Source organism: Mastigocoleus testarum BC008 (assembly GCF_001456025.1).
In the GTDB taxonomy this organism is placed as follows: domain Bacteria; phylum Cyanobacteriota; class Cyanobacteriia; order Cyanobacteriales; family Nostocaceae; genus Mastigocoleus; species Mastigocoleus testarum.
In genome coordinates, this window is record NZ_LMTZ01000059.1 from 1 (window position 1) to 18,007 (window position 18,007).

General features: G+C 35.7%; 17 protein-coding genes and 3 pseudogenes. 10 read left to right on the forward strand and 10 right to left on the reverse strand.

The genetic code is table 11. The features are described from left to right. A partial coding sequence (locus BC008_RS10350; protein ID WP_235595847.1) for a four helix bundle protein occupies window positions 1-280 on the forward strand: 280 nt, incomplete at its 5' end. Between the two features lie 752 nt (window positions 281-1,032). On the opposite strand, the gene BC008_RS10355 is transcribed toward BC008_RS10350, so the two are convergent. The 3 genes from BC008_RS10355 to BC008_RS10370 form a co-directional block, all read right to left on the reverse strand. Beyond that, on the reverse strand, window positions 1,033-1,233 hold the full coding sequence (locus BC008_RS10355; RefSeq protein WP_058183469.1) for a hypothetical protein: 201 nt from the start codon (window positions 1,231-1,233) through the stop codon (window positions 1,033-1,035). A gap of 523 nt (window positions 1,234-1,756) precedes the next feature. Continuing rightward, window positions 1,757-2,818 (reverse strand): methyltransferase, encoded by a 1,062-nt coding sequence (locus BC008_RS10360; RefSeq protein WP_058183468.1) that lies wholly within the window; start codon window positions 2,816-2,818, stop codon window positions 1,757-1,759. 499 nt (window positions 2,819-3,317) lie between these two features. Next, window positions 3,318-4,193: a prephenate dehydrogenase/arogenate dehydrogenase family protein gene (locus BC008_RS10370; RefSeq protein ID WP_027845382.1), complete on the reverse strand. Its 876-nt coding sequence runs from the start codon at window positions 4,191-4,193 to the stop codon at window positions 3,318-3,320. Between the two features lie 353 nt (window positions 4,194-4,546). On the opposite strand from BC008_RS10370, the gene BC008_RS49400 reads away from it, so the two are divergent. Further along, window positions 4,547-4,729 (forward strand): hypothetical protein, encoded by a 183-nt coding sequence (locus BC008_RS49400; protein ID WP_058183466.1) that lies wholly within the window; start codon window positions 4,547-4,549, stop codon window positions 4,727-4,729. 280 nt (window positions 4,730-5,009) lie between these two features. Here BC008_RS49400 and BC008_RS10380 read toward each other — a convergent pair whose 3' ends face one another. Continuing rightward, complete coding sequence (locus tag BC008_RS10380) at window positions 5,010-5,879, reverse strand: AraC family transcriptional regulator (protein ID WP_058183465.1); 870 nt, start codon at window positions 5,877-5,879, stop codon at window positions 5,010-5,012. Window positions 5,880-6,063: 184 nt separating this feature from the next. Further along, window positions 6,064-6,297, reverse strand: a pseudogene (locus tag BC008_RS46280) (transposase); the annotation flags it as partial. 284 nt (window positions 6,298-6,581) lie between these two features. On the opposite strand from BC008_RS46280, the gene BC008_RS10390 reads away from it, so the two are divergent. Beyond that, on the forward strand, window positions 6,582-6,788 hold the full coding sequence (locus BC008_RS10390) for a hypothetical protein (RefSeq protein WP_027845381.1): 207 nt from the start codon (window positions 6,582-6,584) through the stop codon (window positions 6,786-6,788). A gap of 278 nt (window positions 6,789-7,066) precedes the next feature. On the opposite strand, the gene BC008_RS10395 is transcribed toward BC008_RS10390, so the two are convergent. Together BC008_RS10395 and BC008_RS10400 are read right to left on the reverse strand one after the other, a co-directional pair. Then, the gene (locus tag BC008_RS10395) at window positions 7,067-7,261 is read right to left on the reverse strand and encodes a hypothetical protein (protein WP_027845380.1); all 195 of its coding nucleotides are present in this window, start codon (window positions 7,259-7,261) and stop codon (window positions 7,067-7,069) included. Window positions 7,262-8,027: 766 nt separating this feature from the next. Next, the gene (locus BC008_RS10400; protein ID WP_027845379.1) at window positions 8,028-8,648 is read right to left on the reverse strand and encodes an FMN-dependent NADH-azoreductase; all 621 of its coding nucleotides are present in this window, start codon (window positions 8,646-8,648) and stop codon (window positions 8,028-8,030) included. A 559-nt stretch (window positions 8,649-9,207) separates the two neighbouring features. Between BC008_RS10400 and BC008_RS10405 the strand changes: the two genes are divergently transcribed. The 6 genes from BC008_RS10405 (at window position 9,208) to BC008_RS10420 (ending at window position 12,172) form a co-directional block, all read left to right on the forward strand. Continuing rightward, complete coding sequence (locus BC008_RS10405; protein ID WP_027845378.1) at window positions 9,208-9,486, forward strand: chorismate mutase; 279 nt, start codon at window positions 9,208-9,210, stop codon at window positions 9,484-9,486. 328 nt (window positions 9,487-9,814) lie between these two features. Then, entirely contained in the window at window positions 9,815-10,237 is a 423-nt protein-coding gene (locus tag BC008_RS10410; RefSeq protein WP_058183463.1) for an ISAzo13-like element transposase-related protein, read from the forward strand. A 118-nt stretch (window positions 10,238-10,355) separates the two neighbouring features. Further along, window positions 10,356-10,544 carry an IS4/Tn5 family transposase DNA-binding protein gene (locus BC008_RS52670; protein WP_082650524.1) on the forward strand — a complete coding sequence of 63 codons (189 nt, stop codon included), beginning with the start codon at window positions 10,356-10,358 and terminating at the stop codon, window positions 10,542-10,544. 4 nt (window positions 10,545-10,548) lie between these two features. Beyond that, window positions 10,549-10,983, forward strand: coding sequence for a hypothetical protein (locus BC008_RS52920; RefSeq protein WP_201026102.1), 435 nt, complete (start codon window positions 10,549-10,551; stop codon window positions 10,981-10,983). 13 nt (window positions 10,984-10,996) lie between these two features. Beyond that, on the forward strand, window positions 10,997-11,782 hold the full coding sequence (locus tag BC008_RS52925; RefSeq protein WP_321170074.1) for an IS4 family transposase: 786 nt from the start codon (window positions 10,997-10,999) through the stop codon (window positions 11,780-11,782). Window positions 11,783-11,881: 99 nt separating this feature from the next. Next, a complete protein-coding gene (locus tag BC008_RS10420; RefSeq protein ID WP_058183462.1) occupies window positions 11,882-12,172 on the forward strand; it encodes a hypothetical protein in 291 nt (96 codons plus the stop codon). Between the two features lie 387 nt (window positions 12,173-12,559). Here BC008_RS10420 and BC008_RS10425 read toward each other — a convergent pair whose 3' ends face one another. Beyond that, window positions 12,560-14,719 (reverse strand): cytochrome-c peroxidase, encoded by a 2,160-nt coding sequence (locus BC008_RS10425; protein ID WP_235595840.1) that lies wholly within the window; start codon window positions 14,717-14,719, stop codon window positions 12,560-12,562. A 352-nt stretch (window positions 14,720-15,071) separates the two neighbouring features. Between BC008_RS10425 and BC008_RS50445 the strand changes: the two are divergent. After that, window positions 15,072-15,749, forward strand: a pseudogene (locus BC008_RS50445) (IS1 family transposase); the annotation flags it as partial. Window positions 15,750-15,867: 118 nt separating this feature from the next. Here the strand turns inward: BC008_RS50445 and BC008_RS10435 are convergent. Then, window positions 15,868-16,716: a helix-turn-helix transcriptional regulator gene (locus tag BC008_RS10435; RefSeq protein WP_027846782.1), complete on the reverse strand. Its 849-nt coding sequence runs from the start codon at window positions 16,714-16,716 to the stop codon at window positions 15,868-15,870. Between the two features lie 69 nt (window positions 16,717-16,785). Further along, window positions 16,786-17,091 (reverse strand): annotated as a pseudogene (locus BC008_RS52680) (IS4 family transposase); the annotation flags it as partial. Between the last annotated feature and the right edge of the window lie 916 nt (window positions 17,092-18,007).

Genomic DNA, 18,007 nt, shown 5'->3' on the forward strand with positions numbered 1-18,007 from the left:
AAACAGCGTGGAAGCATTGTTACATATTTTGTTGTTGTTGTTTACACTAACTTTTATTACAAATAACTTAGAGGGATACGGGAGAAGACATAAGCAGGAATATATACAATTTCTCCATATTGCCTTAGGCTCCCTTAGAGAACTCGATACACAATTAATCATTGCTAAGGAAGTCGATTTAATCAAAAAAGACCTTTTCACTCCTATCATGGATGAAGTTGAAGAAATGCAAAGTATTTTAGTTGCTACCTTAAATAAAGTCAAAAATAAAGATAAATAAGGATAAATAAGCAAAAATCTACGATTTTCACTTCTTACTTCTTTCTTCCTCCTCCTTCTGCCTTCTGCCCTCTGCCTTCTGCCTTAAAACGCGTTTCTACTGGGATCACCAAAAGTTGCCAAGACTCCGAAGAGCGAGTTAATCGACACTTAAATTCAATTATTTATACTTTTAATTTTTTCTTAAACTTACGCTACAAATTACTTGATTTAAATCTTACAATCCCACCAATATCAAGCTTTACAGCTAAAATGCCAAATTCAAGCGTTTTCTAGATTAAAAGCTTTTTGTAGGCGACTATAAGTCAATTATTATTTTTATCTCTCTATTACTCATTTTTGGGCTTTTTNCACAAAAACATACGCGTAAAAGTATAAATACTATACGCTTATGAGAATGACCACGAAATGTTTCATTCCCTATTTTTTACTCTCATCTTTTTTACCTGAAACAGTTCTTTTTCTCCAGGCACTCAATATCATACCACGAACTCTTCACTCACTTAACCTTAAGTTCTGTTAACAGATTCTCTAACCAAAAACTCTCAATCCCTTATCAGGTAAACCTTACGAGCTCTAACTACCACTTAAAATTACATGTAACTCTCTATTTTACTTTACTTCTTAAAACTATATATGCAATAACTTTTCTTTACTAATATCGTTAACTTATATTGATTTTTCGCCTCTTTACACCATACAAGCAAATTAAATTATACCCTTAAACCCTTGTCAAACATACATTACAGCGCTTCATTCTTTTGTGAAGAAAGATGCGAGCAAAGGATAGCCACGTGAATTAATTCTTATTTTATGCTTCTCTTTTTCTGTTTGGATTTTAATATGCTCATTTAATGCTGCTTTAAGTAGCCCTTGATATTGTTCATGACTAATTCCTAAAAGTTGTTTTGTCCTTTGAGGATATTTTTGAATATAATTGAACACAATCGACATTTTTGATCAAAATGGTAGAGTACTAATTTTTCTTTCTACCATTTTTTTATACTTGTCTTAATATTTTGGACGGGTCTATTGGATTATTTATTAATAGATATGAGTTTGGAATCTTAATTTAAGTCAATACCAACACCTTTGCAACACCTCCCACAAATGGCTATGGTAATAATATCAATCAACAAATGAAGTATTGAAAAATTACGATGTGGTCTTATCAACTCCTACTTTAGAAACAGGAGTATCAATTGACATCAAACATTTCGATGCAATGTTCGGAATATTTTCAGGTGTATCGACCGCCGACAGTGTAAGACAATTTTTATCTCGTTATCGTGAGCCAGTACCAAGATACATTTAGGTAAAAGCAACAGGAATTGGTTTTGTAGGTAACAAGTCTAGCAATTACAAAGGATTAATTGTAAGCAGTAAACAGCTAGATAAATCAAACAGAAATAAACTAATTGATGCTGTATTGGAAGAAACAGTAAATGGATCTTATTTAATCCATATTCCCTAGTATTTAGATACAAACTCCTTCTATCACTCTTACAGGAGCGCTAGATGGTACAATTTGATTTAATAAAAAACCGGCAGCTTCGAAAAGTTGACAATACCTAGATTCACTACGTTCTTGACCACCAGAGTCTATAGATATCATTAATGCTAAATCCAAGAATTTATTGAAACAAGGTTCATTGCCTGGAGATATGACTGCTTGTATTACTAATAATTTACCTTTCTCTGCCATAGCATGACGAACATTTTTAAGAATCTTAATACAATGGTCATCATCGAAATTGTGAAGGATCTGCGACAAGATATAAGCATCACCGCCAGAAGGAATAGATACATAAAAGTCTCCACTAACTATTTCACAACGTTTAGCAACTCCCTCTTCATGTAGTAAACGAGAAGCTTCTGCAGTTACATGTGGTAAGTCGTAAAGCACACCGGAAATTTGTGGGTATGATGTTAAAATAGATGCAATGAGTGCACCATGACCACCACCCACGTCTACGACTTTTTCCACACAAGAGAAATCATAAGAATCAAGAATAACAGGAATAATTGTATTCCTGGTCAAACTAGTCATAGCATTATTGAAGAGATCTGCAGATTTGGAATTTTTTGTAAAGTATTCATAGGCATTCTCAACTTGGTACAAACGATGAAAGAGTGACTGATTGGTTTTGATCGCATGAAGAATTTCTCCCCAAGAACGCCAACTCCATTCATCACCTTCTATCCTTGAAAAGGCGCGTAAAGAATTGGGAATATCACTTCGAAGATATTCTGCGATCGGAGTTAGTGCAAATTTATACTCTTCAATCTCAATAAATACATCAATACTGGCAAGAGCACGGAGCAACCGATATAGTTTAGGTGAATAAGTGCCAGTTGCTTGTGCAATTTCATCAATATGCTTTGCACCATCTTTGAGTAAATCAGCAATTCCCAAAGATGAAGCTACATAAATGCTCTGAGAAACCCATTTACCAGCAATCATCTGAATTAAAGCTTCTGGTGGTGACATTTCAGAAGTTTGAAATAACTTTGATGTCACGACTTCCTCTATATTCATTATTATCACCTATTTAAATGAGAGTTAATTCTAATCTTAGTAATTGAACTCGTTCAGTTTCTTTTTCATTTAGACTTAGTTTTTCTTGAGGGTTAGGTTAAGCCTTTTAAGCATCCTATCTAAAGTTGAGGAATCAATTAACACTCCGGTTTGTCGTTCTAATAATAATACAAAGTTTATCCAAGGTTGCATCATTATTAATTAGATACGATTGAAGATAAAATATTTAATTGTTCCTGATTCAACTTTTTTGAAGTTTTTTGTTTACGTATCTTGGGAGGAATATTTCCAGTTTCTCGATATGGTTGCAGTAATTTCTCAAAAAAAATTAAGGCTATTCGAAATCGTTTTGCTAATTGATATTGAGGCTGTTTATCTTGAATATTTTTTTATATGGAGTGCTTATTCTTGAATACAATTGAGTAAATGTTTCATTTTGCTAGACTATTAAAGTTTTGTCGTACTTTTTTCGAACACCAAGTTAAAATTTCGGACATGTCTAATGTAATATATATGAAGCATGTGTAACTAGTTCGTTCATAAAAGGAAAAAGAGTTTCTTTAGATTTAGCAAATGTATCGTAAAAATCTTGTTGATTTTTCGTAGCAGTAATCTGTTCAAAAATTTTTAAGCTATTAATCAAGGCTTTATGTGTCTGTGCGACATAGGGGTTGTCAGCTTGAATTCTCCAATATACTTCGGGATTATTGCTCACAATGCGTGCAAGCAGTGAGATCAGGGTTTTGTGCGGTGGTGTCAAGATAGGAAACACCTTATTTATGTCGTAACCTAACTCGGTTAGACAGATACCAAACGATATAATGACTGCGTGGGTCATAGCTTGAGTGATGGCGGTATTTTTATCATGTTCACTCGCAGTCATCGAGGTTACATTACCTCCCCACTTTTCCATAAGGTTGGTAAAAACGTCTGCAAGAGGACCAGGTGACAGCTGTATGGCAGCAATATTTTGATCTTGAAATTCAAGATCAGGAGCAAACATTGGATTTATACTAAGGAACTCCAGGTCTCCCATAACATTTGTTAATTTATCTGCTATGCCTGTTTTAACTGACATAATATCCACTATGAGCGCACCAGAAGACATTATTGGAATAAAGTGCTCTAAAGCTCTAAATGCAACAGTTTCAGGAAGGCAGATAAGTAGGCAATTAATCTGGCGAGCAACTGCTAGTATGTTTTCGTCAGGTTGACTAAGATCACAACAAAAATATCGATTGCATTTGACCAGTTCGTCCGGTTGCGATGCTAAGTCTACACCAAAAACAATAATTTTTTCTTTGGATAGTAGATTGGAAAATAGTTTACCAAATCCGCCGTTTAAACCAAGAATCAAAACTTTTTCAATTTTCACAATTGATACGCTTATTTGTTTTTGAAAACTTACTTTTTGGACGCTTTACTACTAAAAGTAGCCATTTCAATATATCTATTTTTGAGTTGGATGTGACTCTTTTAGATATACAAATTATTATATCTTGTCATAAAGCCTAAAAATTATATAGAGTAAAAAATACAGTCTTTGAACATTCTAAAAAGATATGAGTGACGATGAAGTTTTACAGCAATTAGTAAATGGAGTTGAAGGTGAGGTTGAGCAAGTTTTAGGTAATAGAACCTATGACAGAAGTAAGTACTATGATGTAGTAAGTAAATGAGGTGCAAAGCCTATCATCCTTTCTCGTAAAGGCACTGTAAGTTAGCGGCATGGAAACTGTAAATCAACCCCACATTCACTCCTATGAAAATCTGCAAGACATGGATAAAATGGGATGGAAAAAATGCAAACAAGAAAGTGATTATCACCGTCGCTCATTATTTGAGATCAGCATGCTTCGTATGAAAATCATTTTCGGTGGTTCTTTGAGACGACGCAACTTTGATGTCTAAGCTATTGAAAATTTATACAGTGCGCTGCTCTTAACTCCATAGCTCAAAATGGTAAACTTGGTAGTTATAAAAGCGACATCTAAGTTTTTCAAATTGAGAGAGGAAATTTAATTTCCACTCATTTATGTAACAAGACCTAGTAACAGTGTAAATCATTTTTTGCTTAGATATAGTTATAAATCGAAAAATTTATTCAAAATGGTGACAATAATAAATTGAGCTAAACGCTTAGCTAACCTGAACTCGGGATAAGCAGATTGAGGTAAGATCCAATCCAGAGCTAATTTACATGTCTGTGTCTCCATGCTTGCGGGGTAATTCCATGATATTGACGAAACTGTCGTATAAAGTGGCTCACATAAAGATAACCTAGTCCTTCAGCTATTTGATATACTGGTCGATTGGTTATAAACAACAAGTGGCGTGCTTCTGCCATCCGACGCTCGATAATCCAACTGAACACAGCCTTCCCTGTATTAAGACGTACAAGTTCAGTAAGATAACCAGGAGAGAGATTAACTTCCTTAGCCACGTCCAATAACCCCACATGGTTAGAATAGTTTGCTTCTATAAATTGGAAAACTTTTTTTAATAACTGTTTTGATTGAAATGAAATCTTTTTTAATCGAGAATCTGAAATTCTGAGTGCATCAATAAGCAATAGTGAAAGGAGAGCGTCTACTGATCTTTCAAATCCTTGACGTTTAGAACATAACTCGTCTTTTAACTCGTGTAATCGTATAATTAATCGGGAAGATTTTTTTGGTACAACATGTATATGCAATATATAATTAGACTTTGGTTGTAAAAATGAAAGTAATAGCAAATCTTCATCAATACTATTTAGATTCAGGGGATCAGCTTCAAAAACAACAATCCAACTTTTCGTATTTTCTAAACCATCCATCCTGTAAATTTCTCCTGGTGGAATAAGAAAAAGATCACCTTGTTTAACATAAATTTTACGATGACCGAAAAATTGCCATCCTTTTCCATCTTCAATAAAAAGTAATTTGAAGCCACACAACTGTAAATAATCGTTTAAAGATTTTTGCGAACATACAAATTTAGATATCTCTATATAAGGTTTTCCAGTACAAAAAAGAGACAAAGCCAGTATTTTCGGGCTTGGAATACCAATGTGAGACATATAGATTCACGCCTAATGTGAATTAAATTAATACGAATTTCCTAACATCTGGCTACAGATAATACTTCACCGAAGTCAGAAATGTGAAGTCAGAACAGACCGCGCTTTCAAGGAGCAGAAGCTTTACCTCTTCCTAAAGTGAGAGGATTCAACAACGTTGAAATATATTTAACCTGAGTTCGGTTTAAGCAGATTGCGGTAAAAGCCAGTCAAGGTGAAGGTTTGGCTTTTTGGATTGATGACAATAAGCAATCAGTCCGCAAAGAACATTTACGCAAAAATTTGTAGGGCTTCAATGTCTTGAATGCTCAATTTGAGAGATATTCTTAAGTTGGTCGTTAATAGTCTCGATAATTGAGCGTTTACGTGATAAAAGTTTGTCATGAAGACGCATCAGTTTATTTTTCATATTACGACGAGGTTTTTGCCACTGCACTTCAAAAGCTTTACAAAAATCGTCTACATGGCAGAATAAAGCATCTAAACTAAACATAGGGCAGGTTGCTGATTTGATATTATTTTCAGCTTACTATCTGTCCCTTTTCTTATCCCGAACTCAGGTTATTTACTTCTTTCGGCTATAAGCCGGAGGCTTTAAACTGATTCCGGTCTGTTTATTCCGCAATTCAGAATTCAGAATTCTGACTTCTGATTTCAGCCCGAAGGGCGTGGTAAAGAATCAAATCAAAATCATATCCTAAGATGAATCCCTTTGGTGAAGTAAATTTAGCTTTAGCACGATATCCAATTAGCGCTAAACTTTGGTATATAGTTAATGACCAACCTACCTCCTTTCAGACTTTTCGTGAATATAGTGAGCGTTTTGACATTGAAGAAGAATTTTTGGATGAAAAATCAAATGGCTTTCAACTCGAAAAGTCCTTAATTCTGTTACAACTTTATTTTTGACTGTTCAAGGACAAGAAGTTGTTAAACATGGTAAACGACGTTTAGTTGACTGTCACACTTTTAGAAGAAAAAGTTATTTACGTCTAGGTTGAGAATGGGTGAAGGATATTTTATATCACGGGTGGAGATTATTTTCCACCATAAATCTTTGTGGAGATGCTGATCCACAACCAGCTATCGCCTCTCAAAAACAAGGCAAAAAATTCCTTGAACGTGAGTTTAGGATTATGACTTCTTCTTACACATCGTAGTTCTGTCAGTCAACCAGGTAAATGAGCTCAATTCATCCCTATATTATGCAACGCCATTTTTTCTAAAAGTTCCTGCTGCTGTGCTTTTAAGTCAGCTAACTCTTTATCTGATTGCTTTATGTGGTGTCCCAATTTCTCCAGCAGTTTTTTGACACTAGCTGGAGTATTTTCCCAATCCGTGCTGGGAATTTCAATTCCGTAGATGAGGCATTTTTTACCCATGTATCTTAATTTCCATCTATGGTGTATTTATTAGAATCTCCGAAAATTAGTACAGCATTTCTATAACTAGCTTTTAAACCGTCAAGGCAGTGATTGTAGACAAGCTAACTCATACTATAAAATCAGGGTTTCATATACTTACTATCAATAACAATGTAAAAAATATAGTTGTTTAGACTTATTTTCTCCTGATGGTTTCAGACATATTTATTATGGTAATATTAACGTAACCATTCGGAATTTTATTAATCCAGAAACTGTTAATATTACTTTTGAATATTTTTTACAATTTAATTTAAATCGTTCTTGTATAACTCTAAAAATCTTAAGTGAACGAATTCGATGCTCAATATATACCTATTTTGATGAAAATTGCTGATTCAATTCTTTTTACTCAATTGTTAATTCTTTAATTTTTTATTTTTTGGTTTCTTAATAGGAGCAGTAATTAAATGTTCTCCTAAATGCAAGTGAGTATATTACTCATTTACATTAATGTCATAAATTTTCTATTGTATTCTTTTAATACGAACAATTACTATTTTGGAGATATCTAATAATTTTAATTTAAAGCGAGAATGACATTTATAATATTATAAAAAGTCACAAACCCAGTTATAGTAAAACTTTTAAACATTGCCATTTATTTTTGTTTATGGAAAGTAACAGAAGAGGAGTAACTTTCATTTTCTTACTCCTTCTGTTTATCCTAATTCAAATTAGGTATGATACTATACTCAGATTAAAATCTTTATGATAATTTTAGTTACCAATTAGTAACTGTATAATTAATCTTAAGGTTTGCCGCTTCTAGTGATTTAGTACGTGCATTCTTGTCTCCCATAAGGCTATCGATATGAATAAAGGTTATATCTGTAATCCCAATAAATCCAAAAATAGTTCGTAAATAGGGTTCTTGAAAGTCGTAAGCTGCCATTGGACTTCCAGAATGGTATGTGTCACCACGAGATGTTATGATTAGCATCTTCTTATTCTCAAGCAAGCCTTTATAACCTTCAGGAACTACAGCAAATGTACGATTAACTCGTACAATCAAATCAATGTAAGCCTTAAATATAGCAGGAACGTTAAAATTAAACATAGGGATAGCAAAAACGTAGCGATTTGCAGCAATGAATTCATCAACAAATATATCAGAAATCTTAATAGCCTCAACCAGTTCAGGAGAACGTTCTTCGGGTGCAACAAACATTGCCTTAAAAAGTTTTTCGTTCATATAAGGCAGTACTTCATGACCTATATCCCGATAAATTACAGTATCTTCGGGATGTCCATCTTTCCAAAAATTAATGAACTTATTGGAAAAAGTACGAGAATAAGAATTCTCTCTCCTAGGACTAGAATCAATATGTAAGATATGAGCCATTAATTTTCCAAATTAAGCATTTTGTATGATAGTCAGTTTTACAGAAAGTTTATCCCAGTACAAGTTATTCAATATCCTAGTATAAAAACTAATATAATGAGTTAGCTTTTAACTTGCACATTTTCAAACTCTTACACAGCAAAGATTTCAAGAAAAGCCAAGAATGTGCTAGTTTTAGTTGAGTGGCTTGTTTTCCTGACCAACAAAGGAGGGCAAGAGAACTTTTTCTTCCAAAGCCCCTTGACATCTTGCTCTTTTGCTTAACGGAACTTAGACAAAAAACAAGCAGGAAAAAGCCTCAAAGCCAGTCATGACAAGGGATTAACTTCAAAGCCCTAAAAATCGTTTAAACATATATCAAGAAAACAACTAATTCGACGTAAAACTATTGATTTGTAAAGCTTTGAGGCTGTTTTTTGAGCAAAAAAATATCTTAAGTCCCGTTAAGTTCTCACCAATATTGTCAAATAGGCTTTTGAGTCTCAGTATATTTTCAAAATTCAAATCGGAGTCCTATACCTTAGCTCAATACCTAGTAAAAAAATATTTCTCTTAAATCATGAATCAACTTGATAACTGTAGACAAAGAATTAATATTTTGGATATTCAAATCATTGAAATTTTAGGTGCTCGTTTCAAAGTTTGTAGACGTATCGCACACTTTAAGAAAGAACAAGGAATTCCAATGATGCAACCAGGACGGGTAGAAGAAGTGAAGCAACGCTGTATGGAACTAGGCCTTCAGTACGGACTGCAAAAGGAGTTTGTTGCTGAGCTTTATAGTCTGATTATTAAGGAAAGTTGTCGTATCGAAGATGAGATTATTGAAAAGAGCTAAATTTGAGGCTATTAACTTGAACTGCGGAGCATCATCACACAGTAGAGTTTTTATTACGGGAATATTTGATTGCTGATGATAAAAAGCAATTGCTGCTGATTCATATATGCGGGAACGATGTTGAGAACCTAGTTTACTCAAATACTTATCAACTAAAGTATTAAACTCAGTTTCTGTAAAAGTTCTTTGCTGAGGTAGTAATTTGAGTTGATTAATCCACTTAGCTGGTAAATTAAAAGGTATCCGCTCAATAAATCGGGGTAAGGAGTCGCGCAAAAATAACTTACCTGATAAATTGACAAGGTGAGGTGAGTGTGCGGTCAGTAATATGTCATCAACTGATAATCTCAAAACCAAGTTTAAATCCCTAGCTCCTCATTTAAATGAGAGGTTAACTAGACTATGGGCAGTAACAGAAGCAGTTACCCTAGGAAGAGGCGGCATAACGCAAGTATCATTGGCAACAGGTTTATCACCAAAAACAATAAGAGTGGGAATCAAAGAACTGAATACTGAGTCAGAAAATTTACTTCCTCATGTTCGGTTTCAAAAAAGAATTCGAGCTATTGGTGGAGGAAGAAAACCTTTACAAGATAAGGATCCAACTTTAATTCGGGATCTGGAAGGATTGATAGAACCAATAACTCGTGGAGATCCAGAATCATCTTTGTGCTGGACATGTAAAAATACAAATAAATTAGCCCAACAGTTAAGAGAAAAAGGTCATTCTATCAGTGCTAGAACAGTCTGACTTTTCACGGGATGTGGAAAAGATAAGCTGGTTCGCGACTCATCGACGCGAACCAATCTCAGGCTTTTGGCAGATTTGACGTTAAAGTCATTTAAGAATGTGATATTTTTGGGTTTGGATGAAAATTTTAGAGAAAAATCCCTATAGTTCCTGTAATTTCGGAGATAAACGTCTAACAAAGCGTGCAGAATCAATTGCAGAGCATTTATTTGTAAAATATGGTCAGCCTTTATCCAAGATTTTTAACAGTGCCAGTGATCTAAAACGCAGTTACGAATTTTTCTCTAATCAAGACAGTGACATTTGATAAGTTGACTCAACCTTATTTTAAACAGACAGCACAAGAAATTTCAGGCATACTCATTGTTCTAGCGGTAGGGGATACAAGCTTTCTTGATTACAAAAAAATATTGAAAAAGCGAGAGGATTACGGTCCAACTGGCAATGGTGGGAATGGTTTAATTTTACACAGTTGTTTAGCTTTAGACCCAGACTTTGGTCAGCCGTTAGGGCTATTGTGGGAGAAACTGTGGCATCGAGAACACAAGCATAAAGCACCGGCTGATGAAGAACCAGAACAGAAAAAACAGCGGTTAAAACAAAAGCGTAAAGCCCAAAGAGAAAAAGCATTTGAAGAAAAAGAATCTTACCAATGGGTTGAAGCGTTTGAAAAAATTTCTAAACTGTTTAACAGCTTAGAAGCCCCAGTGTCAAGGATGCACAAAGAGGGCTATTCATGTTTTTGACAGAGAAGGTGATATTGCGGAAGTCTTTGCAAGCATAAGTGACAATAAAAATACAGGTGTAGTGGTTAGAGCCGCTCATAACCGCTGTTTATCAGGAGAAAATTCTCACTTATGGGAATACGTAATATCTCAAAAAGTACAGTGTATAAAAGAGGTAGAACTGCCACAGACCAAAAAACGTAAGGCGAGAACTGCAACTTTAGAAATTAGATTTTGTCCAGTATCAATCAAACCTCCATCCAGATTCAAAAATGGAGGTAATTTCGACATTTACGCAGTTTACGCAAGAGAAATTAATGTACCACATGATTGTGAGCCTGTAGAGTGGATGCTACTGACTACAGAGTCAGTTAAAACACAACAAGACGCTGAAACTATTCTCCGTTGGTATACCTATCGCTGGCGAGTTGAAGAGTATCACAAGATTCTCAAATCAGGATGTAAAGCAGAAAGTTACCGTTTTAGTGGTGAGAGTATGTCAGCGATGCTAGGTTTTCTAACAGTAATTGCTGCTCAACTATTACGGATGACTTATTTACACCGTACTTCTCCTCAAAATTCAGCAACAGAAGTGTTAACAAAAACACAAATGGATGTGCTGATAGCTAGTAGCCCACCCAAACTTAAAAAGGAGATGGAATTTACCATTGATTGGGCAATACGGGCAATTGCAAGGTTGGGTGGATACTTAGAACATAGAAAAAACAGTGCAATCGGGATACAAGTCTTGTGGCGGGGCTGGCTGGAGTTAGAAACCTTATGCCAAGGTTGGGTACTCCGTAGTAAATTACACTATTAAATCATGCATTAATTTCAACAGTCCTTTACTTATTTTAGAATACTTGTAGGATATAATGGTTCGCGAGTTCCAATTGCGAATCATGTTATTCATTATTTTATGGCAAGTAAGCTTAAACATAAAGCACAGAAGCGTCAAGAGGATTTACATCAACGTATAGATTCGATTGCATCTGTTAAAAAACGCCTCGAACAAGAAAGACAAGATATATTTGACTCCGGCTGTGTTGCTCCGCCCGGATGTTGGATTGCTCGTTATCTTGCTAAAGGAAGAAAGGGTCACTACTCGTACTATAAATTACAGGCTACTGAAACGATGTTTACAACAAAGACTGATGGTAAGCTTTCTAAGTACAAGCACTCAGGAAAATTGGTAGCAAACTTTACTTAGAAGCCTTAGAGCAAATAAATCGTCGGGCTAAAATTGAAGCTTTAGATCGCTCGCTCGAAACAATTAAGCAGGGATTAAAAGATTTACTCGAAGAAACTTCCAAATATAAGAAGTAACTTGGTTCGCGATCCTAAATCGCGAACCAATCTAGCTTTTTCACATCCCGTGAAAAGTCAGTGCTGCTTATGTGCTTATTCTCTTGCACTTTTTCCACAAAAATAGCCTGAGAAGCTTACAAGATAAGAGTTTGAAAGTTATTCAGCAGACCGTATATTACTCGACCCAATAGAAAAATGTTAAATTCCGGAGAAATTTTGCTCCGGAATTATTTAGTATTATTTGCTACTTTTGACTACCAATTTGTTTTTAGTAATATAAACCCTAATGTTACTCCAAAAAGTTCTTTATAGGAGTATTTCTACCGTTACGACCAACAGCAGAAATTTCCAATAGGGAATCCGTAGCTTTTCCAGTGCCATCGTCATCAACAAATGTCTCGTCTCCTGGATGTCCATTCGGAACAAAAAGCTGTGGGTGATCGAAAGGTGCTTTCTCAAAACGAACTCGCTCATCATTTAGACCCTTCATGAATGCTACCAACGCTTCTTTTTCCTCTTCAGTCAGATCAAGTGGTGGGAGAACTCCAGGAAAATCCCCACCCCGATTATAAAAATCAACTACTTCGCGTAATGTTAACAGCCCACCATTGTGCATATAAGGAGCAGTTAACTCTATATTACGAATTCCAGGTGTTTTAAAAGCTCCATCTGAATTTACTACTTCGTTAGAATCGGGCGTAAAATTTGGTTCTTCACCAAATATCTCCTTGAATTTTCCCTGTTGTGCTAATAACCCTTCTGAAAAGGAATTGCCAAATGGGTCTTCTCCACCTATTCCAAGATCTTCTAAATTAGGTCTAGTGCCGAGCCTGAATAGACCATTGTCTTCAACGGGATTACCAGGTATTGGTGCGCGTACAAGTCTTCCTCGCTTTTGTACACTTTCAACCGAAGCATTTGTAAATTCTGCTCCATCGTGGCACAGAATACACAATCCTTTGTTCATAAAAATATCTAAACCTTGCTTCTGTTGAACTGTCAGAGCATTAGCATTCCCTTCTCTAAATCTATCATATGGAGTATCATCAGAAACTAGTGTAGCTTCATACATTTGTACCGCTAATCCGAAAAATAGTGGGAAATTATACTCCATTAGCGTGTATTCTTTAGTTGTCATATTGCGGTCTGGCATGTTGGTGACTGTTCGGCTACCATCATCTGCAACCTGAATCACGTACTTTTTGGAATCCCACCACTCATTATTGAAAGCACTTTCGATCATCTGCTGATAACTTTTTATTGTGAGTCCTGGTTTATTTCCCCTACTGTAATCGCCTAGGACGCTATCTTCAGGATCTACAATCTGCCTTCCAAGTGGCCTTAAAGGCATTACTTTTTTAGCAAGTTTTCTTGGAAGTTTTCTACCTTTGGAAGCACTATAGTTTCTCTTAATATTACTATCGCCTAGTCCAAACTTATCACCGATTTCCTGGAATGTGCGGCCATCAGCGGACTGTTCTAGGGCACTCAGTGGTGGTCCTACTGCTTGTGAAGCCAAACTTGAATTATTAAGTCTAACTTTAGTTATTTCTAATTCTTTTTTGTCGTTTACTTTGTAGGTACTGGCATTAGGATCTCTTAGCCCAAACTCATTTACACCATTAAAGATATCCTGAGCCCTTCCATCCCATAAATTGCGAAAGTTAAATACTGCATTAATTACGCTTGGTGAGTGACGAGCTTCTACACGACGTACATTCGTGTTTCCAACTCTGAACCCATCTTCGTCGGGTTTGAAATTAACTTTGTCCTCTGCTCTACCAGGAACAACGTCTACAAACTCAGAATTGAAAACTCCTTGAGAAGAAACGACGTCGTTAGTGTCAGCTAAAACTGTTGAATTTTTATCATCTGGATCCTGTAGTTTGTGAAATGGGAAATCCTCTGGTTTTAATTGATAGTTGATTCCACCTCGACTAACGACTGTATCTGGATTTGGACTTCGATCCTGATTCACAATTAACAACCCGGGGCTGAGCTGATTCTTAGATCTATTATCTGCGCCCGCGTGAAAGTGACAACTGGCACATGCACTTATACCGTCGCTACCAACTTGCATGTCCCAGAATAAAGCCTTTCCTAGCTCGATTGCGGCTACCTTATCCTTTACAAATTCTCCAAGATTATCAGGTTCTGGAACCTGTACTGTTTTAAGAGAAGGTGGTGGTTCCGGTGCATTCAACTGTGCTGAAACAGTATTTCCAGCTAGAATTATAGCTATAACTAATATGGTAATTGTTGTGCCTTTTTTTATCGTGCTTGATAGGCTGAAAATTAACTGTGCAAAATTTAATAGCTTTGATCTTAGTTGGGCAAAAATTTGAATACTAAGATTATGAAATATTACTCGAACCTGATTGGCTCTCTTTAAAATATCTGACTTAATCAAATTACTAAGATTACCATTCCAACCATCGTTCATTTTCATTTCTTTTCTAAAGTTTGAATTTAGTGTCTATTTCTATACTCAAAATACAGCCGATTTAATTTAAGTAATACCAGAATGTCCAAATTGTACTTCACCCATTTGTCACAGCGAAGGAAGAGGGAAGAAGGAAGAAGGAAGAAGGTTTTATGTTGCCGAAGTTGCTTGTACTCCTCCCTTAGCGTAGCGTGACGTTAGTCATAACCTTCTCCGTCCTCGAAGGACGGGGCTTGTATCCTTTCGGGGTCGCAAGGAAGGAAGAAGGAAAACGCGCTTCTTGACATCTTCCCTCTTCCGTCTTCCTTCTTCCTTCCGACGTTAGCGCAGCGTTACGTTGGTAAAAGTCGGGTCAAAAATGATCATATTCATAACGGCAAGCAAAGATTTAGATACCACTATTGTGATCGGTAAGCGCAGCTTTAGCTGTGATCGACAATTTATTAAAAATCCACAGAAAAAAGTGAGTGACCCAAAAACACAAGAATTAATTGACAAGTTATTGTTAGAACGAATCTCCCTGGCTGGTATTACTCATATAACAAAGGTTTCCGAGCGGTGTCTGCAAACTTATATCAATGAAAATATATGCTTCAGTTCCACGAAAAGTGCAAGTAAAACCAAAAAAAAGGTCGCTTAACCATCTAATGTGATGAGTTATGGTCATTTGTGAATAATAAAAATGGATCTGCCTTACTCTAGACTCTTGTACTCGCGAAATAGTTGGTGTTTCTGTTGGCGCATATGATGAATCATAAGTACGTAAGTTATAGTAATTCTTGCCTCCCATATATCGTCAGTGTGCGGTTGCGTATACTAACTTTTGGAACGCTTATGGAGCAGTTATACCAAGCAAACGATATAGAGCAATAGGTAAAGAAACTAGTAAAACCAGCTACATTGAGAGATTCAACAATGACCTTAAGACAACGAGTATCTAGAACTGGTACAAAAAACTTTGTCCTTTTCCAAATCCATAGAAAATCATATTGGTGTTATTTCGTATTTTGTGCACTACTATAATTCATCATTACTTGTTTACCACTACCCAACACCCTTGCTGATCAATGTCCCATTGAAGTTGGCTGGTATTCTCCCTAAATAATCTATCCCTTGAGTACAGTTGCTTGTAACATTGCATAGAGAATTCTAGTTTAACAGCTATGATTTAAATTGAAAAGCTTCTGAAGTTTTTCAACAGTTTCTAGCTCTTGAGTTGGTGTATAAGCAATTAATTGGAGATAGGGTAAATCACAGATCTGAAAAGCTATGGATTCTAAAACCAACCTACCAACAATCGGGTGATTAAGTTCCTGACGGCATTCGCTGCTACCTATAACATTATGGCAAGACCACCATTGCTGGAATTCTGGACTAGCTCTTTGTAAAGCCTCAGTAAGTTTTGTACTCTCAGATTCCTCTTCAATAAAATAATAATACGTAGATCTATATTGTGCCAGTAAGCATTGAGCAAAATCCTCCCAGTCTACAAAAAGTTGACGCATCGCAATATCAGTAAATGCTAACCAGATTAAATTACGATTTTTCAAAGACATTCGCTCAAAATTACCAAAAAGCGCACAAGCTGACCGATTCCAAGCTAAAATATCCCATTTTTGATTTGTAATATAGGCAGGATTTATCCCTAGTGCGTTAAGAATATATTGCATCGCTGGAGTTATTACTGATACGGGAGGGGGAGAAGAATTAAGAGGTAGATGTTGCTTTGTTAATCGAGATAGATGTTTTTTTTCATGAACATTAAGCTGAAGAGCTGAAGCAATCTTATCTAACGTTTTCGCAGATACTTTGATCTCACGACCCTGTTCAAGCCAGGTATACCAAGTTACACCGATTTCTGCAAGTTCAGCAACTTCTTCACGTCTTAATCCAGAGGTACGACGACGAAATCCATTTGGTAGATTAACCTGATTGGGTTTTAGTCTGGCGCGGCGTGTTCGCAAAAAATGAGCTAGTTCTTTCCGGCGCTTTTCTTCATTCATTTATATTTATCTCCATCTTTTTAAAATGAGAAAGAGCAAAACTTAGGGAAGGCCAAAAAATAAATTATCCCACTGTTGTTGTAGGTGAAGTAGTAATTCTTTAAATACTTTTTCGAATAAAATAGCTAGAAATGTTAAAAATCTTTTAGAAAAAGCTTTTTGAGTTACTTTAGTTGCTTCTACCCATAAAAACCCTTTTTTGCACAAAAGATGAGTTAATTACTGGATACCCGTAACATTGCGCCATAAAAGAGTCAGCACTGCCATAAGCATTAAAGGTAAATTGAGGATACGATTTCTCATTCCCAACCATCGATACAGGGCTTGTTGATTAAAAATTGCTGGACTTAGTAGCGCTTGTAGATGAGATACCATCGCTTCACTTTAACTCTTTCAAGAAACACGAGCTGAAAACCTTATAAATTCGAGCTTTTGGATTTAGAGTGTTTTTCCCATTCATTAGGGGTAGTGCACCGCCCGTGGGACACTTCTAAAAAACTGAAATATTTCTTTATATTCATAAGGAATGCAACTGCTTTTCTCAGACGCTTCTGTCGCTCTGGGGAAATAAATACATGGCACTTATTCTGAACCCCATGTATAACAATAGTTTTGGCGTTAGCGCTGAGATGAATGTCATTTAGGCTTCATTATTGCAAAATACTTGCAACACAAAGGTTGTAGATTATCGTCCGCCAAAAGTGATAAAAAAGGGTTAACCAGTGGATGATCTTTCTTCTTGCCATGGTCTCGGTTGTTTTTTGCTACTCATTGCTTGAGAATAAGTCAGACATCAAGCTTAAATATATCATTTATCAGACTTTTAGCTATTTTTTGTTTTTTTGTAAATTATCCCTCTTTTGTTACTATGGGGAGAGTATAATCATTAAAGAAATCTGAAACAGTGAGTGGTTCTCATGGTTACGCCATGGAGAAGACCGAAGCATACAGCCTACATTCCGCACTTCACCTTGTAGTATAAATTTAGGTATAATAAATCGCGGAAAAAATCATTACAAGTGTGGCAACCAGGTAAAAAATATAGTCAATATTATAAAAATACTAATAAATTGAAGTTCATAAGGCATTGACAATAAATTCAGGGAGAAATGAGAAAATAAGTCTGAATTAAACAAAAATGTCAAAAATATGAATTGCCAAAAAGAAGAATTTTCGAGTAAAAATCTAGATCATTTAGGAATAATAGCAGGAATAATAGTGCGGGTCGTTGGAGATACCAAGAAATAAATTTCTGAAGTTCTCCTCACCAAAAGAAAATTTTGGTCAATAG

What these genes read in the sequence shown, in the direction of transcription:
- BC008_RS10425 (WP_235595840.1), bottom strand. Translation starts at nt 14,719, where the DNA reads ATGAAAATGAACGATGGTTGGAATGGTAATCTTAGTAATTTGATTAAG.
- BC008_RS10410 (WP_058183463.1), top strand. Translation starts at nt 9,815, where the DNA reads ATGTCATCAACTGATAATCTCAAAACCAAGTTTAAATCCCTAGCTCCT.
- BC008_RS10395 (WP_027845380.1), bottom strand. Translation starts at nt 7,261, where the DNA reads ATGGGTAAAAAATGCCTCATCTACGGAATTGAAATTCCCAGCACGGAT.
- BC008_RS49400 (WP_058183466.1), top strand. Translation starts at nt 4,547, where the DNA reads ATGGAAACTGTAAATCAACCCCACATTCACTCCTATGAAAATCTGCAA.
- BC008_RS52670 (WP_082650524.1), top strand. Translation starts at nt 10,356, where the DNA reads ATGAAAATTTTAGAGAAAAATCCCTATAGTTCCTGTAATTTCGGAGAT.
- BC008_RS10360 (WP_058183468.1), bottom strand. Translation starts at nt 2,818, where the DNA reads ATGAATATAGAGGAAGTCGTGACATCAAAGTTATTTCAAACTTCTGAA.
- BC008_RS10405 (WP_027845378.1), top strand. Translation starts at nt 9,208, where the DNA reads ATGAATCAACTTGATAACTGTAGACAAAGAATTAATATTTTGGATATT.
- BC008_RS10400 (WP_027845379.1), bottom strand. Translation starts at nt 8,648, where the DNA reads ATGGCTCATATCTTACATATTGATTCTAGTCCTAGGAGAGAGAATTCT.
- BC008_RS10380 (WP_058183465.1), bottom strand. Translation starts at nt 5,879, where the DNA reads ATGTCTCACATTGGTATTCCAAGCCCGAAAATACTGGCTTTGTCTCTT.
- BC008_RS10355 (WP_058183469.1), bottom strand. Translation starts at nt 1,233, where the DNA reads ATGTCGATTGTGTTCAATTATATTCAAAAATATCCTCAAAGGACAAAA.
- BC008_RS10420 (WP_058183462.1), top strand. Translation starts at nt 11,882, where the DNA reads ATGGCAAGTAAGCTTAAACATAAAGCACAGAAGCGTCAAGAGGATTTA.
- BC008_RS10435 (WP_027846782.1), bottom strand. Translation starts at nt 16,716, where the DNA reads ATGAATGAAGAAAAGCGCCGGAAAGAACTAGCTCATTTTTTGCGAACA.
- BC008_RS10390 (WP_027845381.1), top strand. Translation starts at nt 6,582, where the DNA reads ATGAATCCCTTTGGTGAAGTAAATTTAGCTTTAGCACGATATCCAATT.